Genomic DNA, 18418 nt, shown 5'->3' with positions numbered 1-18418 from the left:
ATGCGATTCTGGCGGTATTCTAGCCCGCCCTTCAGGACAATGATGCCTCAGTTTGTGGCAGGAAGCGAAAGTATAAAGGTGGTGCCCTCCTGGCCAGAGACCACGGTAACCTTACCTCCGTGATCGCTGACGATGCGGTGCACCAGCGCAAGCCCCAAACCGGTGCCGTTCGGCTTGGTCGTGTAGAAGGGAATGAAGATTTTCTCCAGCACCTCGGGCGGCATTCCCGGACCGTTATCTTTAATGCGCACCTCGGCGACGCTATCCTTCACAACGGCCGAGACGTCGATGCGTACGTCGTTGCCCTTGGCTTCGACGCTGTTGCGGAAGAGATTGGCGATCGCCTGTCGAAGGGCGGTCCGGTCTCCGGAGAGGACCACATCTGCGCCCACGTTGATGTGCAGCTCGACGCCTGTTTCACGCGCGCAATCGTCGAAGAGGGGGGCAAGTTCCACCGGATCCCGCGAAATTGTCTGCGGGCCCCGTGCAAACGCCAGAAAGTCGGACACGACACGGGTGAGGTTGGCGGTCTCGTTTCGAATGCGCTGGCCGAAGTCGCGTGCGCTTGCGTCTTCGGATTTCGCCAGCATCTGAGCGTAGCCGCTGATCGTAGCGAGCGAATTCTTGAACTCGTGTGCGATTCCGGCAGACATTTCACCCAGCGCAGCCATCTTCTGGCGTGTGCGGGCCTCGCGCTCCAGCGCCGTAATCTGGGTGAGGTCGCTTACCAGGCAGGCAGCGCCAAGCCCTTCCCCGGCGGAGCCCTTCACCGGTGACAGAGTGATGCCGAGCACGCGATCTTCGCCGCCGGGAGTTCGATAGTCGGCTTCCATTCGCCGAAAAGGAGTTCCCTGGCCGATGGCGATCTGTACGGCCTGCATCAGCGCGATACCCGTCGAATGGTGCTCACCGTTCTCCAATCGCAGAGCGGTAACGGTGCGGAAGATGTCGCGCGCGTGCAGGCCCAGCGGCGAAGCGTATCCGAGAATTCCTCGCGCCGCCTGGTTCGCCTGCTGCACGATTCCCATGTTGTTGAACAGGAGCACGCCGGAGGTGAGATTCGTCAGCACCACGGCGCTCATGTTTTCGCTGGCGGAAGCACGGGCGGAGGCCTCGGCTCGAAGCCGAACCAACTCCTGTTCCTGCTCTTTCAGCCGCTGAATAACTCCGTGATAGGCCTCTAGTGCGAAGCCGGAATCGTCTCCTGTCGAACGGCGAGGGCTTGGCTCTTCCACCATCGACCGCCGCATGCGTCGGATGAACATGACGCCGAGAACTAGCATTGCCAGCGCCAGTACAAATGTCAGGATGGCGCGCATCACGACCGGGTTGGTCAGCAGGTCCTTCAACGATAAAGTCCCAGGTACCAGTTCGCGACACGTTCCCCGAAGAACGTGACGAACAGCGCGGCGCCGCCCAGGAACGAACCGAAGGGCAGCCGCATGCAACGCATGGCAGAATCGTACGCCTCCTGCCGGCGTTCTTTCTCGTCAGGAAAGCGTCTTTTCAACGATACGGCTTTCTGTCGCCTGCGATAAACGGCCGGGAACATCGCGATCCCGATCACCGCTGCCCCAACCGAAGCCGCGAAAACCGTCAGCACCGTCAGCCGAACACCGAGGAACGCGCCAATCATCAGCAGCAATTTCACGTCGCCGAATCCCATTCCAGGCATGCCGCGCATTCGAAAGTAGAGTTCTCCGGCAGCCCATATAAAGCCGCCGCCGATGAAGGCTGCGAGAAGGGCATCCGCCAATGAAAGAGCGCGCCAGTTGAAATCGCCGGCATAGAGAAACTCGAAGAGTCCGTTGAGCGGCACCACCAGGCTGAAAGCCAGCCCAATGAAAAAGCCCGGCAGCGTGAGCAGGTCGGGCAACAGACGGTTCTCGCAATCGGTAAAGATGAGCCCTAATAGCAGGAACGAGAACGTTGTGTACTTCACCGCCGCGAGACTCGGTCCGAATTCCCAGAAGCAGGCGGCGAACAGAATGCCGGTGAGCAACTCGACGCCGATATACCTGGCGGCAATGCGTGCGCCGCAGTTTCGGCAGCGGCCTCGCAAAACCAGCCAACTCACAACGGGGATGTTGTCATAACCAGCGATGGGTTTTTTGCAACTTGGGCATGCGGACCGCGGCGCCACTACCGAAAGCCCGCGTGGCATCCGGTAGATGCAGACGTTCAGGAAACTTCCGAATACGAGGCCGAAAATGAACGCGACCGCCGTGAAAACAGTGTTGGGGTCCAAAGTATTTTCCGTGGCTGCTGGTCTGAGTGGAGATTATATCCGGCGCAGGCAGGGTTCTGGTTCGCAGGTGCCCAAGAGGGTAAACGTTCATAGGGCTCAGGTTCTTGGCTGAAAAACTCTAAGAAGCCATCCTCTGTTCCTGCTCTTCTGTCTCGTATTGCAGAAGCGGCCCCGGGAGGATTGGCGCCCTTTGGTTATCCGGCAACTCCCCCATCCAGTTAATCAGCCGCCTATTTACGAGTCTCAGTTCAGGGTCATCGGCGCACCACCTGTGGCCCTCCTGCCTGAGTATCGGAAACCCGTACCCGGGAGACTCGTCCTTCTTTCGCTTCTTCCATTCTTCCAGGGCGCGGATGAGGTCATTGCTGAGCGCTTCAAACGGGCGCAACACCAGGATCCAGTGATGAAAGGCATCCATGAGGTACGCGCCAGGAGTAACGCCGGGGATGCCATTCTTGTGCCGGGCATGATGCCGACGCGCGATTTTTTTAATCTCCGGGTTCCGGTCAGCGTCGATCAGGAGTCGATCGTTGGCGACCTTCAGGGACTCCAGAGCCCGGTCCAGATAGGCAGAGTCTTCCAGCCGGGCGAAGATAAGGGCCGTAAACTTCGGCATCTCAAGATAGTTGCGACGAACCGAAGGACAGTTGCCAGCGAAAAATCGCCCTTCTGGGGTGCGTGCCACGGCCTTTGTGTCGCAAAAACAAAGGCGGCCCTTTCGGACCGCCTGCTTACTACGCAAGGAAACTATTGATCCATCGAGCGCCGGTTCATCTGGTTTCCACCTGGCTGCGTCGTGACTACGATCGGGTTCTGGAGATCGAAGCTGAGCAGAGCTTCCGACCCGAGGTGAATCTGCTGGCCCTTGCCCATAGTAGCTACTCCGCCGCCCGCACCGGCTCCGGCTATGGTTCCGATCGCCGCGCCCTTACCGCCACCGGCGATCCCGCCGATGATGGCTCCGAGGACGGCGCCCCCACCGACTTTTCCGGCTGTGCTCTTGCCACGACCCTTGGTCTGGCGAGACCACTGGTTCGTGCTCAGGTTATAGGTCTTGCCATTGAAACTCAACGTCGTGAGTTCCAGTACCATATCGGCTGCGCCGGCATAGCGACCCGCACTCTTCACGTCCACCACACGGCCCTGCACATCGGCATCCTGCGGGATGACGACTTCGTCGTCAATCACCACGGGGGCATTCAATGTCGCACGGAACTGGTCTCCCACCTGGTTCTTCTCCGAGTCGAGTGTATCGATCAGGCGAATCGAGAGCTGCGTTCCCGATGGCACCGTGATCTTCTTCGGCTGCGGTGGTGGCGGCGGCGTGTTGTCCGCTACAGCGGCGTTACCGGCCGAGGTCGTCGCAGGCATCGAGTTCATATTCGAGGAATTGCTTGCCGACTGCGAGTTGTCCGAGTAGCTTCGCTCGCGACGCGGACTCGGGCGGCGCGGGGCTGCGCGCCGTTCGGGCTTGGTTTCGGTTGCCGCCTGGGTTGCTTCCGGCTGCTGCTCGGCCGGTGGCTGCGCCTGGGCAGCCTGCGTCGTCAGGTTGTTGACGACGGTCTTGACGCCGTCGATGGCGGCAGCATCCTGTGCCGCGGCGGCGCGTTCCGCATCCGAATTCACGGTTCCGGAGAGCGTGACGATACCGTTGGCCGACTGCACGCTGATCTGCCGGCTTTGAACGTTCGGGTCGGAGAATATCTTGGATTGCACATCGCCGGCGACCTGTGCGTCGCTCCGCGTGGCTGCGGTCTTGTTGCACGCTGTGCCGATCAACATCGCCAGCACAGCGATCATGACAGGGTACAGCGCTGCCTTCATCTTCATACTGGAACTCTCCTCTGTCGCGGTACGCTTGTTGCGTTAGATGCAGAGTTGCTGCACCCGGACCACCTGGATTCGGAAATTCTCCGCGCCAGAATAGCCCAACCGCACTTCTAATTGCGAGTAGTCTCCAAGGTTCTAGAACCCTGGAAGGGCCAATTTGTTGTGCAAAAACAGGCTCACAGGGGCAATTGAGAATCGTGACTGGTGGGTCGACCTTAGTTCTCCAAAGTCCATTCGATCGACTATTCACGATTCACAATCTACGCTCTTCTCCGTTCCCTTTCATTTACTTTCCCGGTGCTCTCTTTTGTGATACAAACAACCGCTCTTATAGTTAATAGTTAGTAGAACTAGGCTTCTTTTCTTGATATGCCATTCAAAGTTGAACGTTCTGAATTCGATCCCGAGGACGGCTTCCTCTACTACGTCTCGTTCAAGCCGCACCTGCAGGTCTCGGCCGAGGAAATCAAGACTCGCATGCCGGTAGAGGCGGCGATCTCGGTCTCCGAAACTGGCGAACTCGCCGACCTTTCGTTCGAGATTCCGAAGCCTTGCCGGAACGATCTGGCCATGCAGTTCATCCGGAGTGACGCCATGGCCGACTACATCGAGCCGAAGGTCCTGATCGCCGTGCCAGGCTTCAGCGGCGATGCCGTGCTCAAGGCTCCCGCCAAACTGGACCTTGATCGCGCCGGCCGCATCGTCGGCATGGAAATCCAGTGGCAGCCGGGCACGGCGAACCAGATCAACTGAGATTCCGGGCACGGGCGTCTTGCCGGCAGTGATGACCTTTATACCTTTCACGATGGACTGGTCGTACGCTTGGAGATCGAAATGTCTGCCGACATAGAAACCGCAAATGTTGGGCACAAAGCTCAGAGCGATGTCACCGCCTTCATTCTTACCGGCGGCAGGAGCGAGCGCATGGGGCAGGATAAAGCGTCGCTGAGTCTGCCCTCCGGTCGAACGCTGCTGGAGAACGCTCTCGCGGTCGCCGGAGCCGTGGCCGGACAGGTCGGAATTGTGGGTTCGCGCGAGAAATATGCTGGATATGCCTGGGCGGGTGAGATCGTGGAAGACGTCTTTCGCGACCGAGGCCCTCTCGGCGGCATTCACGCTGCGCTCTCGACGACAACCACGGAGTGGAACATCATTCTCGCCGTCGATCTCCCCGGAGTCACTGCGGCGCTACTCGGTTGGATTCTGAAGATGGCGCGAGAGGCGGGTTCGCAAGTCACCGTGGCATCCGTCGTCGGTGGCCTGCAGCCCCTCTGCGGCGTCTATCGCCGGGGCTTCCGCGAGCGCGCCGAAAGGGCCCTCAAGGACGGCCACAATAAAGTCGACGCCAGCTTCGATCGCGCCTCCCTGCGCATCCTAACGGAAGAAGAGGTGCGAGCAGCGGGCTTCTCCCCGGAGATGTTCGCGAACGTGAATACGCCGGAGGAGTTCGAAAAACTCGCGGCAGAGAAGTGAATGAGGTACGAGGTGCCATCTACGAACTTCGAGATGCGAGCAAAATCGGCTCAGCTTTCCTGGTACCTCGCACCTCCTACCCCGTACCTCGCACCTTCCTTGCATCTTGCCCCTTGAACCTTGTACCTTGAACCCCGGTACCCGGCACCCCTTATGACTGACCGCCAGCCCTATATCGACTTCCAGCACGTCTGCAAGGCATTCGGCGACAAGGTCGTGCTCGATGACGTCAGCTTCGTCGTCTACCCGGGCGAGACCGTCGCTATCCTGGGGCGCTCGGGCGTGGGCAAGTCCGTGTCGCTCCACCACATCATGGGATTCCTCAAGCCGGATTCCGGCCGCGTCTGGGTCGCCCACGAGGACATCACCGACTACCCCGAGCGCGAACTCGAACGCATCCGCAAGAAAGTTACGATGGTCTTTCAGAACGGTGCACTCTTCGACTCGATCACCTGCGGCGAGAACGTCGCATTCCCACTGCGCGAGCGCGGAGACCTGACCGAAGAGCAGATCTACCAGATCGTCGATGGCCTGCTGGAGATGGTCGGCGTCAAGCAGTATCGCGACCAGCTTCCCTCGGATCTTTCGACCGGAATGAAACGTTCGGTGGCGATTGCGCGCGCGCTGGCTGCGCAACCCGAGTGCATCCTGTACGACGAGCCGACAACCATGGTCGACCCGCTAATGGCGCAACTGCTGGGCGATCTCATTAAAAAGCTAAAGTATCAGTTGAAGCTGACCTCGATTGTCGTGACCCACGACATGGCGCTCGCCCAGAAGGTCGCCGACCGCGTCATCTTCCTCCACGAAGGCAAAAAGGTCTTCGACGGCCCGCCCGCTGAGATGAAGAATTCCGAGGTCGACATCGTCCGCGAATTCATGCACCTCGATTCCTTCGAGATGATCGAAAACATCCCACCACCGGAAGAGCGACCGAGAGCGTAAACGCTCTGCCACAAATAACGAATCGTCATTCGGAGTGCAGCCGCGCGCTTTTTGCACGGCGGAGTCGAGGGACCTGCATTTCTTCCTCGACAGGACACCCCTCTCTTGCCGCTCCGAAAGGTCGTTGTTATACTCGAAGCACGGGCCCGTAGCTCAGCTGGATAGAGCACTTCGCTACGAACGAAGGGGTCGGGCGTTCGAATCGCTCCGGGCCCGCCATACCGATTCTTCTTCCTGACTCCGATTCATCCTTATCAACCACAGACAGAGCGCAATGCTATGATTCTGCGCCATGGTGAAGAACTAAACGATACCAACTTCATCTAACATCCATCGCTGCAGACAAGATGGATTGATGAGAACGGGCCCTACCATAATCTATCCTCGACTACCCATTCCGATCCGATCGCCTCGCCCGCCCTCTCCTCTACAATAACTGCGATGAAACTCCGCCTCGACAAACTCCTGACCGACCGCGGCCTCGCCTCCTCGCGTGAGCGTGCGCAGGCCATGATTCTTGCCGGGCGCGTGCTCATCAACGAGCAGAAGGTCACGAAGGCTGGAGCGCAGGTGGAGGAGTCAGCGGCGATCCGATTGCTCGGCGACGACATGCCGTACGTCAGTCGCGGCGGGTTGAAACTAGAGCGCGCACTCGAGCACTGGCGAATCGACTGCGAAGGGAAGACTGCACTCGATATCGGTACCTCGACCGGGGGTTTCACGGATTGTTTGTTACAGCACGGTGCAGCGCGAGTCATTGCCATTGACACCGGCTACGGCCAGATCGACGCGCGGTTGCGCAATGATCCACGTCTTCGACTGCTGGAGCGAACCAACGCCCGCTATCTGGAGCCAGAGTCTCTCCCCGAAGACGCCGACATCATTGCCATGGACGTGTCTTTTATCTCTGCTACACTCGTCCTTCCGGCGGTTCTGCGCGCGGCAGGAGCCGACCCACCCTTTGCGCCAACAGTGGGCGCAAAGGATGGGGTACCCAGTGTCAAGCCGCTCCACCGTCGAGACCTGGTCGTGCTCGTGAAGCCGCAGTTCGAGGTTGGGCGCGAGCGGGTCGGCAAGGGCGGTATTGTTCGCGACGAAGTTGCGCAGCAGGACGCCGTCGCAAAAGTTCGTGCCGCCGTCGAGCAGTTGGGCGGCGCCGAAATTGAAGTCATCGATTCGCCGATTCTCGGCACGGAAGGGAACAGGGAGTTTCTTCTGCACGCGGTATTTGGGGTCTCGAGCGAAGAATGAAAACTGCCGCTATCATTTCCAAGCCGTCGAAGCAGGAGTTGCACCAGATTGTCCCCGAAGTTCTGCGATGGTTCGCCGACCACGACTACCAGGTAACCATTGACCTGGAGACCGCCACCTACGCCGCGCACGATCGCGTCGTCCCTCGCGACAAAATCGGCGAGTTGAGACCCGATTTCGCGTTGGTGCTCGGTGGTGACGGGACGCTGCTTTCCGCCGCGCGCGCCGTTTCTCCGCAGGGCATACCCATCCTCGGCGTCAATCTCGGCTCGCTCGGATTCCTGACCGAAGTTCCGCTCAGCGAACTTTATGAAACGCTGGCGCAGATTGACGCCTGCCGCTGCCCGGTCGAATCGCGCTCGGTACTTGAATGTCGTCTGGTGCGCGACGGAAACTGCCTGGAAACGTATTACGCGCTGAACGACGTTGTGGTGAACAAGAGCGCAATCGCGCGGCTCGTGGCTTTCGATCTGTTCATCGACGACGCTTTTGTCGTTCAGTACAAGGCGGATGGAGTGATCACCTCGACGCCAACGGGTTCCACCGCGTATTCGCTTGCAGCGGGCGGGCCTGTGCTCATGCCGAGCGTGGATGCTTTCGTGATTACCCCGGTGTGTCCGCATGCGCTCACGCATCGGCCGCTGGTCGTGCGAGACACCGTGGACGTTCAACTCGTCATCAATACCGACGGCGAGCAGGCCTTTCTCACCATCGACGGCCAGGTCGGCATTCCCGTCCTCAGCGGCGATCATGTTCATTGCCGTAAATCGACGCACTCCGTCTCGCTTTTCCGTATGAGACGCACTTTCTTTGATGTACTACGTAACAAGTTGAAGTGGGGGCAGCGGTAAAACACCCACGTCTGCTGATTACGGCAGATGGGGCCACGGATAACGACCTCATTTCGCAACTGCGAGGAGCCCCATGATTCGCAATCTTCAACGCATCGCTCTCATAATTCTTCTCACGTTCGGTTTCCGCCTCGTGGCCCAACAGCGGCCTGCCGCCGACGTCATCCTGACCAACGCAAAAATCTGGACGGTCGATCCGGAGCGTCCGAGAGCCGAAGCCGTGGCGATCATCGGCGACCGCATTGTCGCCGTCGGCTCCGCCGCCGAGATTGATCGCTGGCGAGGCTCCGCCACGAAAATCATCGACGGGGGCGGCAAACTCGTGCTGCCAGGCTTCAACGACGCACACGTTCATTTCTCCGACGGCGGTCACCAACTAGATAGCGTCGATCTGCGCGATGCGACGTCGCAACAAGAGTTCAAGAAGAGAATCGCAGAGCGCGCCCAGCATTTCCCGAAGGAGTGGATGACCGGCGGCAACTGGGACGACCAGAAGTGGACTCCGGCGAAGCTGCCGACCAGGCAACTCATCGATTCGGTCACGCCGAACACGCCCGTCTTCGTCAGTCGCTATGACGGGCACATGGCGCTGGCTAACAGCGTGGCGCTAAAGATCGCGGATATTACGAAAACGACGAAAGCGCCTCCGGGTGGCGAGATCGTAAGGGATGCGAACGGCGAGCCCACCGGCGTCCTGAAAGATGCGGCGATGGACCTGGTGTACTCGAAGATTCCGCCGCCGACTCGCGCCGAACTCACCAGGATCATTCGTCGCGCCATGGCGCACGCGTCGCGCCTCGGCCTCACCAGCGTGCAGGACATGGCTGTGCCGTACGAGGATGTCTCGGTCTTCTCGGAACTCGCCGAGAAGAACGAGTTGACCACGCGGATATACGTCGCGCCGCTGATTGCGAACTGGCAGGACCAGGCGAAGATCGGCATACGGCACGCCTTCGGAACGTCGTATCTCCGGATGGGCGCACTCAAAGGTTTTGCGGACGGCTCGCTCGGCTCGAGCACCGCGTACTTCTTCAAGCCCTATGCAGATGATCCGAAGAATCGCGGTCTGCTAGCGGAGGATATGATCCCGCTGTCCAAGATGCGCGACCGTTTGATCGGGCTCGATGCCGCCGGTTTGCAGTCGTGCATTCACGCCATCGGCGATGAGGCGATCTCCGACGTGCTCGATCTTTACCAGGACGTTGTCAACAAGAACGGCCCGAAGGATCGGCGCTTCCGCATCGAGCACGCGCAGCATATGGCCCCCAAGGATTTCGATCGCTTTCGCCAGTTGGATGTGATCGCTTCAGTGCAGCCGTACCATGCGATTGATGACGGCCGCTGGGCGGAGAAGAGAATTGGCGCGGAGCGCGCGAAGGCAACGTATGCCTTCCGCACTTTCCTGGACAACAAAGTCCGGCTCGCCTTCGGCACCGATTGGCCGGTTGCGCCGCTCAACCCGCTGCTGACCATCTACGCCGCCGTAACGCGCGAAACGCTCGACGGCAAGAATCCGGACGGATGGTATCCCGAGCAGAAGTTGAAAGTGAGCGAGGCCGTCGAGGCGTATACCATGGGTTCGGCTTACGCGGAATTCCAAGACAAGGAAAAAGGCTCCATCACGCCGGGAAAACTTGCGGATATGGTGATGCTGAGTGATGATATCTTTGCTATTAAGCCCGACGCCATCAAAGACGTAACCGTGCAAATGACCATGGTGGGGGGCAAGGTGGTTTATCCCATGAAGGAACAGTGAAAAATCTGTTCCAAAAGGGAATTGCTTAACACTTTTGGACGGTGTGGAAGCGTAGCCGGTCCGGTAATCTAGTAGGGTAATGATCCAGTCGCCGAGAAGAAGACGGGTTTCTGTGTGTGTCATCGCCGCTCATCCGATGGTGCTCACGCAGTTGCAGCGCATCCTGAACGCTGCGCCCCTCTATGTCGACGAACAGCGGCTCTCCGTCGTGAACTCGGAGAGTGTACAGCTACCCAAAGCCACCATCTACATCCTCGACGCCTCCAGTTGTCCGGAAGGCCCAGCGACACGAGTCGCCCAACTACTCCAGCAGGAACCCGATGCCAACGTGCTGGTCCTGGGAGAGCAGTTTGAGGAGTCGGTGGCATTTGAACTGTTGAACCTCGGAGTAAAAGGCCTGGTGACACACGAAAGCATGGATCAGCAGTTGCCGCGCGCGCTGGAGACCATTTCGTCCGGTGGCCTGTGGGTTTGGCGCAGGATGCTTTCGAAATTCGTCGACAGCCTCGTTGGAGCCTCTCGCACACACGACACGGCACATCTGCCGGAAGTGCGCATGAGCCAGCGTGAACGGCAGATTGCCAGCGCGCTTCTCAAAAACCTGACCAACAAAGAGATTGCGAACGAACTGAACATCTCGGAGCGAACCGTAAAATTTCATGTCTCCAATCTTTTAAGCAAGTTCAAAGTCCAGCGACGCTCCGATCTTCTTGTTCTCTGGTACGGGCAGGGCCCGTCGACTTACGATCCGCGCTTCAGTAATTGACCCAGGCTTTTCATCGCAAACGGAGCGGTGGCCGCAGGGAGAGATCTGCGTTGGATTTCCGATCAGGCCAATCGTGAAAACGCGATGGGCGAGGAGCGCCTCAATGTTCTTGCTTTAATTTCCCGTAATGGGAATTTAGTGGAGTTTCTGAGGTGTTCACTCTGCGAAAAACTTCCGCTGTTTGGTCCAAAACTGCACAATTGAGAGTAGATGTTCTCCTGTATGTGGTTGTTATGTCATGCACTGCTAAATGGCCCCCGACGTGCTTCCAAATACAACAGCATCCCCAAGTAGTATTTGAGTTGTTTTGCCGGAGGTAGTCATTCGTGATTCGCTGGGTCGTCTTTGAAGTTGAACTCCCCCCGCCGAGCGAGCATGCATGTGGACCGGACTGCATGTGTTTTCAGCCTTCCGAGGCTGAGCGCGCTGTAAACATAAACACATTTTCCGAAGAGCCAAAGCTTCAACTGGTGCAGCGGAAACGTAAATAAGAGCCATAAAGCTTAACGGGGCTGAGTGAAAACCACTCGGTCCTTTTTTTTTGCCGACGGGATTCAGCGTCCACTCGAAGCAGACTTGAGCGAGGCTGATTCTTGACCTCTGGGTCCTCTTTCCCACCGGGTGGGCGATTTTCCGCTCTCAGAGTAGCTACAGACCTGAACGATAAGGTTTCGAGACCTGTCCCTCTGTGTGTCTCTGTGGTGACTCGGGTTGCTAAATTCCCGCGCTGTCCCCTGCGTCAGGAGCATCCGGTGCAGGCTGTTCTTTCAGCCGATCGAGGAGCCAGAACCTGGCTTCGATCTCGCATTTTTTCGAGCAGAAGATATTGTTTTCGCGCGCCCGGCTATTCGCCGACGAGAACTTGCTCTCGCACCAGACGCAAATCGAAACGTTTCCACCGGACTCGTAGCGCGACGACTGCATTGGACAGCCAAAGCATAGGTCGATTCGCAGTCACAAAGCTATACAGGGAATTGCTTAGGGTAATGACCAAAAGGGTGCACAAAATCTTGATTCAGAAAAGTGATTTGAAGTTAGGACTGTGCGAACCCTTCAATTCGGCCGGAATCCAGTGATCTTGCTGAAAAATGAGAGCCACTACGCGTCCGTTTCGGTTTTCAATGGCACACGACGCAAAGGATGTTGGACCCGCTCCCGGCAGAATGCCCAGGAATTCAAACGGGTGCAATTGCACCACAGCGAAATCAGTGCCTTCGTAAACGTAATTGTCCACCAGATACGGAAATGCCAGAGACTCTCTCACCAGCGGTAGGCCGATAATTTCTTATCGGGGGATATAGACGCCGGTTCGTGGATTCCCTCGGATCATCTCCGAGTTCTACGACTCCGTCCTTATCAGGTCCTCGAATGTCTCCCGCCGTAGAATCACCCGCGACTTTGATCCTTCCACCAGCACTTCCGCGGGCCTTGGGCGCGAGTTGTAGTTGGATGTGATCGACATTCCGTAGGCGCCGGTGTCGAGGATGGCGACGAGGTCGCCGGCCTTGAGGGGCGGCAGTGTGCGGCCGCGCGCAAAGAAATCGCCGGTCTCACATACTGGTCCAACCACGTCAGCCGTAATCGATTCGCCGCGCTCGAACTCGACGGGAACAATTTCGTGATACGCGTTGTAGAGCGATGGCCGGATCAGGTCGTTCATACCGGCGTCAACAATGAGGAACTGCTTGCCCGAGTTCTCTTTTACGTACAGAACGCGCGTAAGCAGCGCCCCGGCAGGCGCGGCGATCGACCGTCCGGGTTCGAGCAGGAGATGGAACTGTTCTTTGCGCAGCGAACTGAGAAGTGCCTTCGCATAAGCGCGAGCGGCCTTGGCAAAATCGCCTGAAGTTCCGCCCTCATAGTTGATTCCAAGTCCGCCGCCGGCATCCACCAGCGAAATATTCAGCCCGAAACGCATTAACTGGTGTGCAAGCCTGGTAATGCGTTCCATGGTTTCGCGGAAGGGTTCGACATCCGTGATCTGCGATCCAATGTGCACGCTGACCCCGACGGGCTCCAACCAGTCCATCTGCGCGGCTTCAGCATAGAACCGCGGAGCGTCGTCGATGTTGACGCCGAACTTGTGTTCCCGCAGCCCGGTAGTGATGTACGGGTGCGTCGTAGCATGGACATGGGGATTCACGCGAAATGCAATCCGCGCAGTCTTCTGCAAACGCGCCGCCCGCTCAGCCAATACGTGCAACTCTGCTTCGCTCTCGAGGTTAAAGAGCAGTATTCCCGCCCGCAGCGCCATGTCCATTTCTGCTGCGGTCTTCCCGACGCCGGAGAAGACTACTCGCTTCGCTGCTGTCTTGTCCGCCCGCAGGACGCGCTCCAGTTCTCCGCCGGAAACGACGTCGAACCCAGCGCCCATCTTCGCCAGCATCTTCAAGATTGTCAGGTTCGAATTAGCCTTCACCGAATAGCAGACAGTGTGCGGATACCTACCGAAGGCGGCGTCGAATGTCTCGAATCGTTCGCGAATCGTCGTCGCGGAATATACGTAGAGGGGAGTCCCGTGTTGCGCAGCGAGGCGCGACATCGGTACGGATTCGCAATGGAGGTCACGGTTGCGGTACAGGAAAGCTGGCGGTCGAGCGGTGATTTTAGGTGGTCGGGTCACTTTCTTTTCGGCGATGGCTTCGCATTAGGATTTCGTACTTTGAGAGCCACCACGCTTTGATCGTCGAACTGTTCCGTATCGCCCACGAAGTCAGTCACCGCGTGAAAGATCAGCGAGACGATTTCGTCGGCCGACTTGTAGCAATTACGCGCGACGATTTCTTCCGCGCGTTCGCGCCCGAACGTATTTCCGTGAGCATTGCGCGCGTCGAGAATGCCGTCGCTGAAGAACACGAAAACGTCGCCCGGCGCCGAGCGGAATGTGAACTCATCGTACTCCGCGCTCGGGAACAAACCCAGCGGCAAACCTGTGGCTTCGATACGCTCGACCTTTCCCTGGTGGCAATAGATCGGGCGGGGAAGTCCGCTGTTGGCGATTTGCAGCACGCGTTCCGTATCGTCCCACACGGCGTAAATGATCGAAACATACTGCGCTTCGATCGGACGCTCCGCGAGAGAGAGATTGATCGCCTCGAGCATCTGCGCGGCGCCCGGTTCTTCCGCAGCGTGCGACCGCAGAATCCCGCTGACCAGCGCAGCGTAGATCGCCGCCGGAGCGCCCTTCCCGCTGACGTCGCCGATCGCGATGGCGGTCTGGTTCCCGGCGTAGCTCAGAAAATCGTACATATCGCCGCCGATGGTACGAGCAGGAGTGAATTTTGCCGCTACTTCCGCAGTGCCTAACGTGGGCGTCGTATGCGGCAGCAGCCGATATTGCAACTCGCGCGCCAGCAACAGGTCCTGTTCGAGCCGCTTCTCCTGACGCTTGATCTGCTCATAAAGCCGGGCATTTTCAATGGCGATGGCAATCTGCGCCGCCAGCGTCACCATCGTACGCATGTGGTCTTCCGTGAAGTACGCTCGCCGCGTGTGTTCGAGGTCGAGAACGCCGATGACCTTCTCTTTATAGATGAGCGGAACGCACAGCTCTGAGCGCGTCTCCGGGTTCACGGCGATATACCGTGGATCCCTGCTCACGTCCGGAACCAGCACCGGCTGTCCGAGTCTGGCCGCTGCGCCTACGAGTCCGTTTCCGAGTGCAATATCGTGCTTCAGGTGGATGCTTTCGTTGAAGCGCAATGAGAAGCGGTGCTGCAGTTTCTTTCCGCTGTCGTCGACGAGCAGGATGCTGAACATCTGGTAATCGATGAGACGGGTGAGCAGTTCGCCGATGCGCTTCAGCAATTGATCGAGATCGAGTATCGACGTAACTTCACGGCTGATCTCGTTCAGCAGGATCAGCGTTTTGGCCTGCTTCGAAACCCGCGTGTAAAGCCGCGCGTTCTCGATCCCGATGGCAATTCGTGATCCGACCAGCGCCAGGAGGTCGCGGTGTTCTTCCGTGAAGTAGTTCGGGACTGATGCTTCGATATCGATGACGCCGATAACACGGTTCTTTATGATCAGCGGGATCGCCAGCTCGGAGCGCACGCCTTTGGCGCCTTCAATGAAGTTCGGCATCTCGCGAACATCGTTCACCAGTACCGCTTCACGCTTCGCCGCCGCCAGCCCGGTCACTCCCTCGCCAACCTTCACGCGCATCCGTTCCGCCAGCTCCGGCGGATGGCCCACCTGGAACCGAATCTTCATCTCCTGCGTTTTCTCATTCAGCAGCAGGATGGCGAAGATCTCGTAATTCATAACGCGGCGGATAAGTTCCGACACGCGGCGCAGAAGGGTGTCGAGGTCGAGCGTCGCGTTGACGACGTCGGCCACCTCCAGTAGCAGCGAATCCGTACGTGCCGGTGATGTAGATTGTGCCGTCGTACTCATCCCCAAATGATGCCTGTCCTGGTAGTCCCCGGCCACCTCGCCCGGGAAACGATTTTGCCTCAGTAGCCCCGGCCGCCTCGGCTCGGGTCACCCTAAAAAGAACAGCTAATGAGTGAGGTCCAACCCTGATTTTATCATCCGCCGTCGCAGCGCTTTTCCACCGCCGATTGCGGAGCCAAGTCAGTGAAACTACAATTCTCCATGTCTCGCGCATCTAGCATTCGTGAGGACCTTATGACGACAACACGCCCGACAATCACCTGGCTGGGACATTCCACTTTCAAGATTGAATACGCCGGACGAATCATCCTGATCGACCCATGGGTCAGCGGAAATCCCGCTTGCCCGGACTCCCAAAAGAAGTTCAAGAAGCTCGATCTGATGATCTGCACCCATGGGCATTTCGACCATATTGGCGACGCCGTCCCGCTCATTCGCGAACATCAACCGAAGGTCATCGGCATCTTCGAGCTTTGCCAGTGGCTCGGCAAGCACGGCGCCCAGAACATCAGCCCAATGAACAAGGGTGGCAGCCAGGAGTTTGAGGGAATCAAAATAACCATGGTTCACGCCGATCACTCCTGCGGCATACAGGACGACGATGGCTCGATCATTTATGGCGGCGAGCCCGCCGGCTACGTGATCAAGTTTCCCCACGGCCCCACGCTCTACCACGCCGGCGACACCAATGTGTTTGGCGACATGGCCATCATCCGCGAACTCTATGCGCCCGATTACGCCATGCTACCCATCGGCGACCTCTTCACCATGGGCCCCGTCGAAGCCGCCTACGCATGCCACCTGCTGCACCCGAAGGTCGTCATCCCCATGCACTTTGGCACCTTCCCGCCACTAACCGGCCGCCCCAAGCAGTTGGAAAAAGTCTCGCGCGACCTCGGCATCGAAGTCTGGGAGATGAAACCCGGCGACAGCAGGGAACTGAAGATACTCGAACCGGCGATCGTGAAATGATTCATAAGGGCTCGGCTGTTGTGAAATGATTTGAAGGGGTACGGCTTTAGCCGTGCCATTGCGAGTTGTTCGTTTTCTGATTTGTTTTTGTCATTCCGAGGCGACTTTAGTCGGCGAGGAATCTGCTTTTCTCTCTTAACAAGGAGCTTCCCTTGGGCGAAATCTTTATCGACGGCATCGACGAGTACATCCACAGCCTGCTTCCCGCGCGCGACGAAGTCCTCACCGAGATCGAGGAGCAGGCGCGCCAGCGCAATATCCCGATCGTCGGTCCTGCCGTGGGCCGCCTTTTCTACCAGCTCGTGCAGATGACCCAGGCCGAGTCCGTTTTCGAGATGGGATCCGCCGTCGGTTATTCGACCATCTGGTGGGCGCGCGCGGTCGGCGAAGGCGGACGCGTCATCTACACCGATGGCGACCGCAAGAACGCCGACGAGGCTCGCGGATACTTCCAGCGCGCCGGCGTCGCCGATCGCATCGACATCCGCACTGGCGACGCCCTCGAACTCCTTTCCGAAGAGAAAGGCCAGTTCGACATCATCTTCTGCGACATCGACAAGGATGACTACCCGCGTGCCCTGCGTCTGGCCTCCCGGCGCGTCCGCAAAGGCGGCCTCTTCGTCGCCGACAACACCCTCTGGCACGGCCGCGTGATCGCCGCGGAAGGTTCGAAAGAAGCCGACATGGAAACGACTAAGGCAATCAAGGAATTCAATCAGGCGTTATACGAGTCGAAGGAGTTCTTCACGACCCTGTTGCCGCTGCGGGATGGAGTGGCGGTGGCGATGAAAATCTGATGAGGTGCAAGGCACAAGGTACAAGGTGCAAGAACGACGCCATGGACTTCGCGGAGTCACCTGTATCATCGGGCGAATGCAACTACGATAAAGCTTTCTAAACTTACCGTGGAATAGCGGAGTGCCTTTGCCCGGCTTCCTCGCGCTGGAACTGTAAAAGTGACTCCGCTTGATCAGCGGTTCGGTGTTTTCTTGCGCCTTGTACCTTGCACCTTGTACCTTGAACCTTGCACCTCCTCGATTCCCGCTCCCAGCACGGTTTCTCCCCAAATTTACACATTTCAATATTCGCTTCGATCAACATTCATGCGGCTTCAAATCACCCTCGAACCCGCAAAAAGCCTATCCATGCGGCTTTCCGTGTGATCCCCCGTCACAGACCTCTGCACCATTCTTGAAGCACCCCCTTGTGGACGAGCTGCACTCGATTGAAAACACGGCACTTATTCTTTCGCACGAAATCATTGACAAATTTTTATAGAAGCGTAGAAACACACTCGTTCTTTGACAGTTTCTGAAGTTTTCCCGGTTGGTTGGTGAGTCCGGGGCTCAAGCGAGCTCACCCAGCCCACACCGAGGTGGAAGCCGCCAGTGGTCGGCCACAAAATAGGTTAGCGCGGGCACGCGATGACTTAGGCCGACACAAGCCAGGGGCGACGGCGCCTGGCACAACCTGAGGGACGAAAGTTCAACAGGTCACGGGAATGACGGTTTTTGTGAACGATGCAGCGACGGTTGTATCGGACACGAAAATGAAGTTCCCGCGAAACTGACGGTAGCGACGGCAACCGCCATTGGGCAGGAGACGGCAGTCTCTAAGCCCGGCGCTCAGCACAAGCCGCAAGGCGAAATGCTCGAGCATCTGACGGCGACACCACAGACGTGAGGCGAGGAGGGGCAGCGAGGGTCTATAAGCGAGCTGCTGGTCGAGGAGAACAAGAGACGTCGAAGGCAAAATTGGGATCCCGGGGCGTGGTTCAGTTTGCCCGGTTGGTGGTAAGCCCGGAGCCCGAGTCGATAGATCGCGCCGAGCGATTTGCGCAAGCAAAACACCCGGAACGCAGGTCTGACAAGGGTCATACGCGAGCCGCTGGCTGAGGTGAAAGGGACAACAAAACCCCGGGATTTCTATTT

16 protein-coding genes and 1 tRNA gene are annotated in these 18418 nt (G+C 58.2%); 10 read left to right on the top strand and 7 right to left on the bottom strand.

Annotated elements, in window-relative coordinates; genetic code table 11:
• Positions 1 to 47 precede the first annotated feature (47 nt).
• From ROO76_21170 to ROO76_21155, 4 genes are all read right to left on the bottom strand, one after another.
• The gene (locus ROO76_21170; GenBank protein ID MDT8070680.1) at positions 48 to 1349 is read right to left on the bottom strand and encodes an ATP-binding protein; all 1302 of its coding nucleotides are present in this window, start codon (positions 1347 to 1349) and stop codon (positions 48 to 50) included.
• On the bottom strand, positions 1346 to 2248 hold the full coding sequence (locus ROO76_21165) for a prepilin peptidase (GenBank protein MDT8070679.1): 903 nt from the start codon (positions 2246 to 2248) through the stop codon (positions 1346 to 1348). The genes ROO76_21170 and ROO76_21165 overlap by 4 nt, the downstream gene beginning before the upstream one ends.
• 118 nt (positions 2249 to 2366) lie before the next feature.
• Complete coding sequence (locus ROO76_21160) at positions 2367 to 2933, bottom strand: hypothetical protein (GenBank protein MDT8070678.1); 567 nt, start codon at positions 2931 to 2933, stop codon at positions 2367 to 2369.
• 62 nt (positions 2934 to 2995) lie between these two features.
• Positions 2996 to 4078: a BON domain-containing protein gene (locus tag ROO76_21155; GenBank protein MDT8070677.1), complete on the bottom strand. Its 1083-nt coding sequence runs from the start codon at positions 4076 to 4078 to the stop codon at positions 2996 to 2998.
• Positions 4079 to 4447: 369 nt separating this feature from the next.
• Here ROO76_21155 and ROO76_21150 point away from each other — a divergent pair, with 369 nt between their 5' ends.
• The 8 genes from ROO76_21150 to ROO76_21115 all read left to right on the top strand — a co-directional run bounded on the left by ROO76_21150 (position 4448) and on the right by ROO76_21115 (position 11120).
• Entirely contained in the window at positions 4448 to 4831 is a 384-nt protein-coding gene (locus ROO76_21150) for a hypothetical protein (GenBank protein ID MDT8070676.1), read from the top strand.
• An 81-nt stretch (positions 4832 to 4912) separates the two neighbouring features.
• A complete protein-coding gene (locus tag ROO76_21145; GenBank protein ID MDT8070675.1) occupies positions 4913 to 5551 on the top strand; it encodes a molybdenum cofactor guanylyltransferase in 639 nt (212 codons plus the stop codon).
• Positions 5552 to 5704: 153 nt separating this feature from the next.
• Positions 5705 to 6496, top strand: a complete 792-nt coding sequence (locus ROO76_21140) for an ATP-binding cassette domain-containing protein (protein ID MDT8070674.1) — start codon at positions 5705 to 5707, stop codon at positions 6494 to 6496.
• A gap of 142 nt (positions 6497 to 6638) precedes the next feature.
• A tRNA-Arg gene (locus tag ROO76_21135) sits at positions 6639 to 6715 on the top strand.
• 222 nt (positions 6716 to 6937) lie between these two features.
• Positions 6938 to 7747 carry a TlyA family RNA methyltransferase gene (locus tag ROO76_21130; GenBank protein ID MDT8070673.1) on the top strand — a complete coding sequence of 270 codons (810 nt, stop codon included), beginning with the start codon at positions 6938 to 6940 and terminating at the stop codon, positions 7745 to 7747.
• Positions 7744 to 8598: an NAD(+)/NADH kinase gene (locus tag ROO76_21125; GenBank protein ID MDT8070672.1), complete on the top strand. Its 855-nt coding sequence runs from the start codon at positions 7744 to 7746 to the stop codon at positions 8596 to 8598. Before ROO76_21130 ends, ROO76_21125 begins: the two co-directional genes overlap by 4 nt.
• Before the next feature lie 73 nt (positions 8599 to 8671).
• Complete coding sequence (locus ROO76_21120; protein MDT8070671.1) at positions 8672 to 10354, top strand: amidohydrolase; 1683 nt, start codon at positions 8672 to 8674, stop codon at positions 10352 to 10354.
• Positions 10355 to 10466: 112 nt separating this feature from the next.
• Complete coding sequence (locus tag ROO76_21115; GenBank protein MDT8070670.1) at positions 10467 to 11120, top strand: response regulator transcription factor; 654 nt, start codon at positions 10467 to 10469, stop codon at positions 11118 to 11120.
• 714 nt (positions 11121 to 11834) lie between these two features.
• On the opposite strand, the gene ROO76_21110 is transcribed toward ROO76_21115, so the two are convergent.
• From ROO76_21110 to ROO76_21100, 3 genes are all read right to left on the bottom strand, one after another.
• Positions 11835 to 12044 (bottom strand): hypothetical protein, encoded by a 210-nt coding sequence (locus ROO76_21110; protein ID MDT8070669.1) that lies wholly within the window; start codon positions 12042 to 12044, stop codon positions 11835 to 11837.
• Positions 12045 to 12459: 415 nt separating this feature from the next.
• Complete coding sequence (gene lysA / locus ROO76_21105) at positions 12460 to 13743, bottom strand: diaminopimelate decarboxylase (protein ID MDT8070668.1); 1284 nt, start codon at positions 13741 to 13743, stop codon at positions 12460 to 12462.
• Positions 13740 to 15515: a GAF domain-containing protein gene (locus ROO76_21100; GenBank protein ID MDT8070667.1), complete on the bottom strand. Its 1776-nt coding sequence runs from the start codon at positions 15513 to 15515 to the stop codon at positions 13740 to 13742. The genes lysA and ROO76_21100 overlap by 4 nt, the downstream gene beginning before the upstream one ends.
• Before the next feature lie 234 nt (positions 15516 to 15749).
• On the opposite strand from ROO76_21100, the gene ROO76_21095 reads away from it, so the two are divergent.
• A complete protein-coding gene (locus ROO76_21095) occupies positions 15750 to 16487 on the top strand; it encodes a metal-dependent hydrolase (protein MDT8070666.1) in 738 nt (245 codons plus the stop codon).
• A 152-nt stretch (positions 16488 to 16639) separates the two neighbouring features.
• Positions 16640 to 17284 (top strand): O-methyltransferase, encoded by a 645-nt coding sequence (locus ROO76_21090; protein ID MDT8070665.1) that lies wholly within the window; start codon positions 16640 to 16642, stop codon positions 17282 to 17284.
• Positions 17285 to 18418 lie beyond the last annotated feature (1134 nt).

Source organism: Terriglobia bacterium, assembly GCA_032252755.1.
Taxonomy (GTDB): Bacteria; Acidobacteriota; Terriglobia; order Terriglobales; family Acidobacteriaceae; genus JAVUPY01.
Note: the sequence above shows the minus strand (reverse complement) of the source record. Positions and strands in the feature narration are given on the sequence as shown.

Coding starts and splice junctions, on each gene's coding strand:
- ROO76_21120 (MDT8070671.1), top strand. CDS start 8,672: ATGATTCGCAATCTTCAACGCATCGCTCTCATAATTCTTCTCACGTTC.
- ROO76_21140 (MDT8070674.1), top strand. CDS start 5,705: ATGACTGACCGCCAGCCCTATATCGACTTCCAGCACGTCTGCAAGGCA.
- ROO76_21100 (MDT8070667.1), bottom strand. CDS start 15,515: ATGAGTACGACGGCACAATCTACATCACCGGCACGTACGGATTCGCTG.
- ROO76_21145 (MDT8070675.1), top strand. CDS start 4,913: ATGTCTGCCGACATAGAAACCGCAAATGTTGGGCACAAAGCTCAGAGC.
- ROO76_21095 (MDT8070666.1), top strand. CDS start 15,750: ATGACGACAACACGCCCGACAATCACCTGGCTGGGACATTCCACTTTC.
- ROO76_21110 (MDT8070669.1), bottom strand. CDS start 12,044: ATGCAGTCGTCGCGCTACGAGTCCGGTGGAAACGTTTCGATTTGCGTC.
- ROO76_21130 (MDT8070673.1), top strand. CDS start 6,938: ATGAAACTCCGCCTCGACAAACTCCTGACCGACCGCGGCCTCGCCTCC.
- ROO76_21150 (MDT8070676.1), top strand. CDS start 4,448: ATGCCATTCAAAGTTGAACGTTCTGAATTCGATCCCGAGGACGGCTTC.
- ROO76_21155 (MDT8070677.1), bottom strand. CDS start 4,078: ATGAAGATGAAGGCAGCGCTGTACCCTGTCATGATCGCTGTGCTGGCG.
- ROO76_21125 (MDT8070672.1), top strand. CDS start 7,744: ATGAAAACTGCCGCTATCATTTCCAAGCCGTCGAAGCAGGAGTTGCAC.